This is a genomic window from Actinotalea ferrariae CF5-4 (assembly GCF_000603945.1).
Lineage (GTDB): Bacteria > Actinomycetota > Actinomycetes > Actinomycetales > Cellulomonadaceae > Actinotalea > Actinotalea ferrariae.
In genome coordinates this window covers 1-738 of record NZ_AXCW01000230.1, presented here as the reverse complement: position 1 = coordinate 738, position 738 = coordinate 1, and the positions used below count along the sequence as shown (strand labels likewise).

At 75.2% G+C, this 738-nt stretch carries 1 pseudogene; it reads left to right on the top strand.

The features are described from left to right. Positions 1–540 precede the first annotated feature (540 nt). Positions 541–738: pseudogene (locus tag N866_RS20040) on the top strand (hypothetical protein); the annotation flags it as partial.

Genomic DNA, 738 nt, shown 5'->3' with positions numbered 1-738 from the left:
CGGCAGATGTTGCCGGTGCAGACGGTCATGACGCGGTACGGGCGGCTCACGGGCCCATTGTCGCGGACCGGCCCGCGCGATGCCGGGACCGGAGCCCTCCCGTGAAGCGTTCGTGCGGCCCACGACGACGAACGCTTCACGCGACACGGGGGCCGGGGGCGGGGCGCATCGGGGCACCATCCCGGGCAGGAGAAAGCCCGTGGGCTCCTGGTCTGGGACCAGGGTGTCGTGATGGACGGGTCACGACCCCCACGGGCTCCGGCGACTGCCTGGGTCTCGCTCGCCGCTCGAGGCGGGTCGGGACCGGAAGCACTCCGTCCGATGTTCTCGGGCGACTAGCGGACAGTCACCTCACGCGTCCTGGATGTCTGCACCGTCGGACCACCTCCTCTCCCGTGTGGGAACGACGGTAAGCCGCCGTCGGGCGTCTGCCAAGGGGTTTCCTGGCCGTGCGCCCAGCGGCCGTGGCCCGTAGGGTCGGGGCGTCCGGGCGCGTGCCGTCCGGCGTGGCCCGCTGCCCACGACAGGACCCAGGACCGCATGCCCCGTCCCACCCGGACCGTCGTCGTCGCCCTGACCGCGCTCGCCCTCGCCGGGTGCGCCGCGGTCGCCGCCCCCGACGGCGAGCGCGAGACCCGCCCGTCGCCCTCCCCGACGCCCGAGCCGCCGACCGTCCACCAGGGCCAGGTCGGCCTGCCGGCCGAGCCCACGACGGTCCTCGACGCCGCGGACCCCGTC